This is a genomic window from uncultured Caulobacter sp., assembly GCF_937900395.1.
Classification (GTDB): Bacteria; Pseudomonadota; Alphaproteobacteria; order Caulobacterales; family Caulobacteraceae; genus Caulobacter.
The window spans coordinates 1-7,061 of the sequence record NZ_CALCDX010000246.1 but is presented as its reverse complement, the minus strand read 5'-3'; the positions used below and the strand labels follow the sequence as shown (position 1 = coordinate 7,061).

7 protein-coding genes and 2 pseudogenes are annotated in these 7,061 nt (G+C 69.0%); 7 read left to right on the top strand and 2 right to left on the bottom strand.

What is annotated here, in order from left to right; all coding sequences use genetic code 11:
- The 6 genes and pseudogenes from Q0379_RS23085 to Q0379_RS23060 form a co-directional block, all read left to right on the top strand.
- A pseudogene (locus Q0379_RS23085) lies at positions 1–256 on the top strand (EamA/RhaT family transporter); the annotation flags it as partial.
- A gap of 370 nt (positions 257–626) precedes the next feature.
- On the top strand, positions 627–1,670 hold the full coding sequence (locus Q0379_RS23080; RefSeq protein ID WP_004623009.1) for a rod shape-determining protein: 1,044 nt from the start codon (positions 627–629) through the stop codon (positions 1,668–1,670).
- A gap of 48 nt (positions 1,671–1,718) precedes the next feature.
- The gene (gene mreC / locus Q0379_RS23075) at positions 1,719–2,783 is read left to right on the top strand and encodes a rod shape-determining protein MreC (RefSeq protein ID WP_299017342.1); all 1,065 of its coding nucleotides are present in this window, start codon (positions 1,719–1,721) and stop codon (positions 2,781–2,783) included.
- Positions 2,780–3,289 carry a hypothetical protein gene (locus Q0379_RS23070; RefSeq protein WP_299017338.1) on the top strand — a complete coding sequence of 170 codons (510 nt, stop codon included), beginning with the start codon at positions 2,780–2,782 and terminating at the stop codon, positions 3,287–3,289. Before mreC ends, Q0379_RS23070 begins: the two co-directional genes overlap by 4 nt.
- A gap of 4 nt (positions 3,290–3,293) precedes the next feature.
- Complete coding sequence (gene mrdA, locus Q0379_RS23065) at positions 3,294–5,333, top strand: penicillin-binding protein 2 (RefSeq protein WP_299017336.1); 2,040 nt, start codon at positions 3,294–3,296, stop codon at positions 5,331–5,333.
- A pseudogene (locus Q0379_RS23060) lies at positions 5,330–5,671 on the top strand (FtsW/RodA/SpoVE family cell cycle protein); the annotation flags it as partial. The gene mrdA and the pseudogene Q0379_RS23060, both read left to right, overlap by 4 nt.
- Positions 5,672–5,875: 204 nt before the next feature.
- On the opposite strand, the gene Q0379_RS23055 reads toward Q0379_RS23060, so the two are convergent.
- Positions 5,876–6,100 (bottom strand): DUF736 domain-containing protein, encoded by a 225-nt coding sequence (locus tag Q0379_RS23055; protein ID WP_299017345.1) that lies wholly within the window; start codon positions 6,098–6,100, stop codon positions 5,876–5,878.
- A 46-nt stretch (positions 6,101–6,146) separates the two neighbouring features.
- A complete protein-coding gene (locus Q0379_RS23050; protein WP_037520543.1) occupies positions 6,147–6,692 on the bottom strand; it encodes a S26 family signal peptidase in 546 nt (181 codons plus the stop codon).
- Between the two features lie 32 nt (positions 6,693–6,724).
- Here Q0379_RS23050 and Q0379_RS23045 point away from each other — a divergent pair.
- Positions 6,725–7,061, top strand: a 337-nt coding sequence (locus Q0379_RS23045) for a 3'-5' exonuclease (RefSeq protein ID WP_299017320.1), incomplete at its 3' end; no start/stop codon positions are given.

Genomic DNA, 7,061 nt, shown 5'->3' with positions numbered 1-7,061 from the left:
TCCGGCGTCGCTAAAAGCGGTCATCGCCGCCTGGCGCCAGTCGCTGGGCGCCGGTTTCTGCGGCGCGGCGGCCTCGGGCCTGTGGTTCACGGCCATGGCGCTGTCGCCGGTGGGGCCGGTGAGGGCGGTCGGAGTGGTCGAGATGCCGATCGCCGCCATCGCCGGACGTCGTCTGTTCAAGGAACGTCTGACCCCGCTGCAACTGCTGGCCGGCGCGGTGACGGCGGTCGGGGTCGTGATGGCGGCCGTGGGCTAGATTTCGCCACGATCGGGTGCTTGGACGACTTGACCGGAAAACCCGTCAAACACGCGCCGAATAGACCTTGAAATCAACGCTTTCGCAGGGCAAACGGGCTGTCGCCGATGCGTTTTGGCGATCAGGACGATGGCGCGGCCAGGCGGCGGCGCTTCCGCCCGGTGTTCAGGGCGCGCCGACCGGGTCGAAGTCCCCAAGTTGCGGGAATCATGTTGTCCTCGCATGGATTTGAAGTAGGAGCCGTTTTCCTTCGTCGCCTCTTCTGCCGGATGTCCGGACGGAACGGGTTCCACTTCTTCGATCTGCCTCTGCCCGCTACCTCGATCTGACAGTCGCCAACGCCCCTCCTACCCCTCAGTCAGGGCTTTCAATGTTCTCTTCCCTCTTCGGCGTGATCTCGAACGACATCGCCATCGACCTCGGAACGGCCAACACCCTCATTTACATGAAGGGCAAGGGGATCGTTCTGAACGAGCCGTCGGTGGTGGCGCTGCGCAACGTCGGCGGCCGCAAGATCGTCCACGCCGTGGGCATCGAGGCCAAGCAGATGCTGGGCCGCACCCCGGGCCACATGGAAGCCATCCGCCCGATGCGCGACGGCGTGATCGCCGACTTCGAAGTCGCCGAGGAGATGATCAAGTACTTCATCCGCAAGGTTCACAACCGCAAGGGCTTCGTGAACCCGAAGGTGATCGTGTGCGTGCCGTCGGGCGCCACCGCCGTGGAACGCCGCGCCATCAACGACAGCTGCCTGAACGCCTCGGCCCGTCGCGTCGGTCTGATCGACGAGCCGATGGCCGCCGCGATCGGCGCGGGCCTGCCGATCCACGAGCCGACCGGCTCGATGGTCGTCGACATCGGCGGCGGCACCACCGAAGTGGCCGTGCTGTCGCTGTCGGGCATCGTCTATTCGCGCTCGGTCCGCGTCGGCGGCGACAAGATGGACGAGGCGATCATCAGCTACATGCGTCGCCACCATAACCTGCTGATCGGCGAGACGACCGCCGAGCGCATCAAGAAGGAAATCGGCACCGCCCGCGCGCCGGCCGACGGCGAGGGGCTGTCGATCGACGTCAAGGGCCGCGACCTGATGCAGGGCGTGCCGCGCGAAGTCCGCATCAGCGAGAAGCAGGCCGCCGACGCCCTGGCCGAGCCGGTCGGTCAGATCGTCGAGGCCGTGAAGGTCGCCTTGGAAGCCACCCCGCCGGAGCTGGCCTCGGACATCGCCGACAAGGGCATCATGCTGACGGGCGGCGGCGCGCTGCTGCGCGGCCTGGACGCCGAGATCCGCGACCACACCGGCCTGCCGGTCACCGTGGCCGACGACCCGCTGTCGTGCGTGGCCCTGGGCTGCGGCAAGGTGCTGGAGCATCCGAAGTGGATGAAGGGCGTCCTGGAATCCACCCTGGCCTAGTCTTAAAAGCTCCTCTAGAGGCGCCGGGGGGCGCCAGGAGAACAGTACGTGCCCTTTCGCGAAGGTCCCCTCGGCGACCTGAAAGTGCCGCTTACCTGGACGGCCGCCGTGGCCCTGGTGGTGGCGGCCGTCATCGCCGTGGCCTTCCTGCTGGCTGACCGTCGCGAGACCCTCCAGGAACAGGCGTACGGCGTCACCCGACAGACGATGGACACCGTGGCCAAGCCGGTCAGCGGGGCTATCGCCGCGCCGGGCCGCTGGACGGGCCTCGGCGTCGACTATGTCCGCAGCTACTTCTTCACGGCGTCGGAGAACCGTCGCCTGAAGGCCGAGATGGCCGAGATGCGGCAGTGGCGGGACCGCGCTCTGGCGCTGCAGGACCAGAACGACCGCTTCCGCTCGCTGCTCGGCCTGCGCACCGATCCGCCGATCCCGATGACCGCCGCGCGCGTCGTCAGCGACAGCCGGGGCCCCTTCGCCAACACCCGCCTGGCCGACGCCGGCTCCGAGCGCGGCGTCGAGGTCGGCAATCCGGTGCTGAACGAGCGGGGCCTGGTCGGCCGCGTCGTCGGCGTCGCCAAGGGCGCCAGCCGGGTGCTGCTGCTCACCGACATCGCCTCGCGCACGCCGGTGATGATCGACCGCACCAACGCCCGCGCCATCCTGACGGGCGACGGCGGCCCCAATCCCAAGCTCGAGTATCTGCGCGGCGTCGATCCGATCCAGCAGGGCGACCGGGTGGTGACCTCGGGCGACGGCGGCGTCGTGCCGCGCGGCCTGCCGGTCGGCGCGGCGGTGAAGGGTCTGGACGGTCGCTGGCGCGTGGTGCTGTTCGCCGACCAGTCGTCGATCGACTACGTCCGCATCCTGCTGTTCAAGGACTTCGCCCAGCTGGCCGACCAGAAGCAGCTGGAGACCCACAGCCTGCCGCCGGTGACGACCGAGGATCCGCAAGCCTCGATCCTGTCGAACCCGACCCCGCCGCCTCAGGCGCCGCCGCAAGCGCCCACGACCACCGCGCCCGCATCGTCTGCGAAGCCTGCGCCGGCTCAGACCACTCCCGCGAAGCCCGTGGCGGTCAAGCCCGTCACGCCCACGGAACCGCCGCGATGAGCGGCGCGCGGCCTCTGAACCCAACGGTCTGGCTGGGCCTGCCGATGGCCGCCTGCATCGGCGCGACGGTGCTGCTTTCGGCGCCGCTGCGCGTTTGGGGCCTGCAACTGCCCGAGCCGGTCTTCGCCATGGTCCCAGCCTTCGCCTGGGCCCTGATCCGGCCCTCTATCCTGGCGCCGTTCGCGATCCTGCTTCTGGGCCTGTTCCTGGACGTCTTCTGGGGCGGGCCGACAGGTCTGTGGGGCCTGTCCCTGCTGCTGGGCTATGCGGTCGTGCTGCTGTTCCGCAACATGATGACGGGGCAGAGCCAGCCGATCCTGTGGGGCTGGTTCGCGGCCATCACCGCGCTCAGCATGGCGGCCGGCTACCTCTTCACCATGCTCGATAGCCTGGCCATGCCCAGCCTTCTGGCCGTGTTCTGGCAATTTCTGGCCACGACGGTGCTGTTCCCCTTCGCCTATCGCCTGATCGATCGCTTCGAGGACGCCGACGTGCGGTTCCGGTGAGGTCATGAGCGAGCCCTCAATCTTCTTCTCCGAGGTCAACGAGCGCCAGGGCGTCTTCCACCGGCGGGCCTTCCTGCTGGGCGGCCTGACCGGCGCGGGCCTGCTGGCTCTGGGCGGCCGGCTGGCGCAGCTGCAGCTGGTCGAGGCTCAGCGCTACCAGAAGCTTTCGGCGGGCAACCAGTTCAACTACCGCCTGGTGCCGCCGCCGCGCGGCCTGATCCTGGACCGCAACGGCGTCTCGCTGGCGTCCAACCGGCCGAACTTCCGGCTGATGATCAACAAGGACAAGGATCTCGACGCCGAAGGGGTCCTGGACGACCTGTCCAAGCTGGTGCCGATCGACGGGTCGCGCCGCGCCCGCGTGCTCAAGGAGCTGGATCGCGCCCCGCGCCGGGCGCCGGTCGTGGTCATGGAAGACCTGTCGTGGGAGGAATTCTCCCGCGTGAACATCCGCGCGCCCGAACTGCCCAACGTCACCGCCGACATGGGCGAGGTGCGGGTCTATCCGTTCGGCGGCGCGTTCGCCCACGTGATCGGCTATGTCGCCAAGGTCTCGGATCGCGACCTCAAGGCCGCCGAGGGCGACGCGACCCAGGACCAGGAGCTGCTGCACCACCCGGGCTTCCGGATCGGCAAGCAGGGGGTCGAGAAGGCGTTCGACAGGCAACTGCGCGGCCGCGCCGGCGCCACCAAGACCGAGGTCGACGCGCAAGGTCGCGTCGTCCGGCTGGACCCAGCGGGCGACATTCCCCCGACGCCGGGCAAGGAAATCCGGCTCACGCTCGACGCCGACATCCAGAACCGCGCGCTTGAGGTGATGGGCGACGAAAGCGGCGCGATCGTCGTGATGGACGTCCGCAACGGCGATCTGCTCGCCATGGTCTCGGCGCCCAGCTTCGACGCCAACCGCTTCGTGAAGGGCCTGTCCGGCGCCGAGTACAAGGCCCTGGCCGAGTACGAGCGCAAGCCCTTGCTGGACAAGTCGATGACCGGCCTGTTCCCACCCGGCTCGACCTTCAAGCCGACCGTGGGCCTGGCCGCGCTGACGGCCGGGATCGATCCCGAGATCCGGATCAACTGCCCCGGCCGCTGGTACTACGGCGGCCGCACCTGGCGGTGCTGGGAGCCGGGCGGCCACGGCCCCCAGAACCTGCACGACGCCATCAAGAACTCGTGCGATATCTATTTCTATCAGACGTCGCTCAAGATCGGCCCCGACGCCATCGCCAACGCCGCGCGGGCGATGGGCTTTGGCCAGCTGTTCGACATCGGCATCCCCGGCCAGAAGAAGGGCAACGTGCCCGACCGGGCGTGGAAGAAGCGGGCCTTCAAGAAGAATCCGGCCAACCAGATCTGGTTTCCGGGCGAGACGCCCAGCTACGGGATCGGGCAGGGGGCCCTGACCGTCAACGCCCTGCAGCTGGCGGTGATGACCTCGCGCCTGGCCAACGCCAAGAAGGCCCTGGTGCCGCGCCTGATCAAGTCGGTCGGCGGCGTCGAGCAGCCCAGCGGGGCGGAGGTGCCGGACCTGCCATTCTCGGCCGAGCACCTGGCCTATGTCCGGGGTGGCATGGCCGCCGTGGCCAACGATGTGCGCGGCACCGCCTACAGGCAAAGCCAGCTGGGGCTTGGCGACGTGCAGATGGCCGGCAAGACCGGCACGGCGCAGGTGCGTAGCTATGACGGCGTCGCCAACCGCAAGGGGACGGGCACGATCTGGCGGCTGAAGGACCACAACCTGTTCGTGGCCTTCGCGCCCTACGATGATCCGCGCTACGCGGTCGCCGTCATCGTCGAGCACGGCGGCATGGGCGGCGCCACGGCCGGCGCCCCCCGCGCGCGCGAGGTCATGCGGGTGGCGCTGCTGAAGGATCCCGAGATCCGGGCCCGTATCGAACGCCCGGCGCCTCTGCCCGAGGCCGCGCCCGACGACGTGATGGAGGGCGCCGCCCCCGACGATCCCGTCGAGACGCCGCCGCCGCCCGCGACGGATGCGCCCGCCGCGCCCCCACCGTCCACTTCTCCGCAGGGAGCGCCCCGATGACCCTCAGCGGCGGCCTGACCCGGCCCGGCGAACGCGACCGGCCGATCATCAAGTTCATGGAGGTCGACTGGACCTTCTGCCTGGTGCTGGCGCTGATCGCCGGCGTCGGCAGCCTGATGCTGTTCTCGATCGCCGGCGCGTCTTGGGAGCCCTGGGCCGACAAGCATCTACTGCGTTTCGGCGTCTACTTCATCGTCATGATCATCCTGGCCATGTGCGACCTGCGCTGGTGGTTCGCGATCGCCTATCCGGTCTACGCCGTGGGCCTGGTCCTGCTGGTGGCGGTGGATCTGGTCGGCGACATCTCGCTGGGCGCCCAGCGCTGGCTGCAGCTGGGGCCGGGGCGCCACGAGGTGGTGCTCGAGGGGCCGCTGCCGGTGCGCGAGACGGTGCAGATCGCGTTGCCGCTCAAGCCGCATCGCATCGAGGCCAAGGCCAAGGGCCAGGGCTTCGTCAGCTACATGTGGCCCAAGGCCGGCCGCGACCAGCCGCCGACCGACAGCCCGACCCCCGCCCATCCCGTCATGGTAGGGGGAGGGCACTCAGGCCGGCCGCACCGACTCGGCTTGGGGACCCTTCGGCCCGGCGCCGATCTCCGCGCCGGTTTCGTTGTTCATGCTGTCGAGAACATGGACGCGGAAGTCTGGCGCGTTCTCGGCATCGGACGGCTCGGCCGCGACGATGATGATGTCCTGATGCAAGGACAGCGTCGTCAGGTGGCCGATGAAGCCATCATTTTCGCGAATGAATTGACCGATCACGGGCATGGGTCGTCTCCTTCATATTGCGGTGGATAGGGTCATGGGCGCGCCGTCACCGCGTCGGCGCGCGCCAAACGAAGCGGCTATCGCCGTCCTCGTCGGTATAGAGAGGGGTTGCCCGGCCGATCACGGCGGAGGCCGGGAGCGGCCCGAAGTAGCGACCGTCGAGGCTGTCGCGGACCTGCCAGTTCATCAGGAACAGCTCGCCGTTCGCGACCAACCGGCAGCCCTGCCAGACGGGCAGCGGGCGCCCGCGACGATCGCGATCGAGCGCGTCGCCCATCGGCACGCCGTCGACCGTGATGGCGAGCCCGGTCCGGCAAACCCGTTGTCCCGGGACCGCGGCGACGCGCTTCAGGAGCGGCACGCCGCGTGGCAGGTAGCCGCCATCGGACAGGAAGGTTGCGAGCGGCTCGGGTGCGTCGACGGCGACCAGATCGGTCACGTCGAGCGCGCCCACGTCGCCGATTGTGTAGAAGCCGACCGGCGTGCTGGCGGACGCGTTCCAGATCAGGCGCGGCGCGAACGAAGCGATCGAAGCCACGCCGATAAGCGAGACGGCCGCCGTAGTGACGATGGCGTAGGTAAGCCGGGTCATGCGCCGATCTCCCGACGCAGGAGAAAGGCGCGATGCTGCCGAAAGCCATAAGCGCGCGGCGTTTCGCCGATGGTCATCCTGAGCTCGGCATCGACGGCCATGGCCTGCGCGGTGCCGTGAAGCGGGTCGGCACATTTCCCGTGAACGGCAAGGGCTCGGAATTCGCCGACGGCTTCGAGCCGGGCGGGGCGACCGCCAACATCGTCGGCGTCGAGGACGGCAACCTGCCGCACGAGGCCAGCATCGAGGAAGGCCGCCTCGACGAGGAACGCCGGCTGATGTACGTCGGCATCACCCGCGCCAAGGAACAGCTGTGGCTCTCGCACGCCAACGAAGCGCAGCGCTGGGGCGACCGGATGCGCCTGAAGC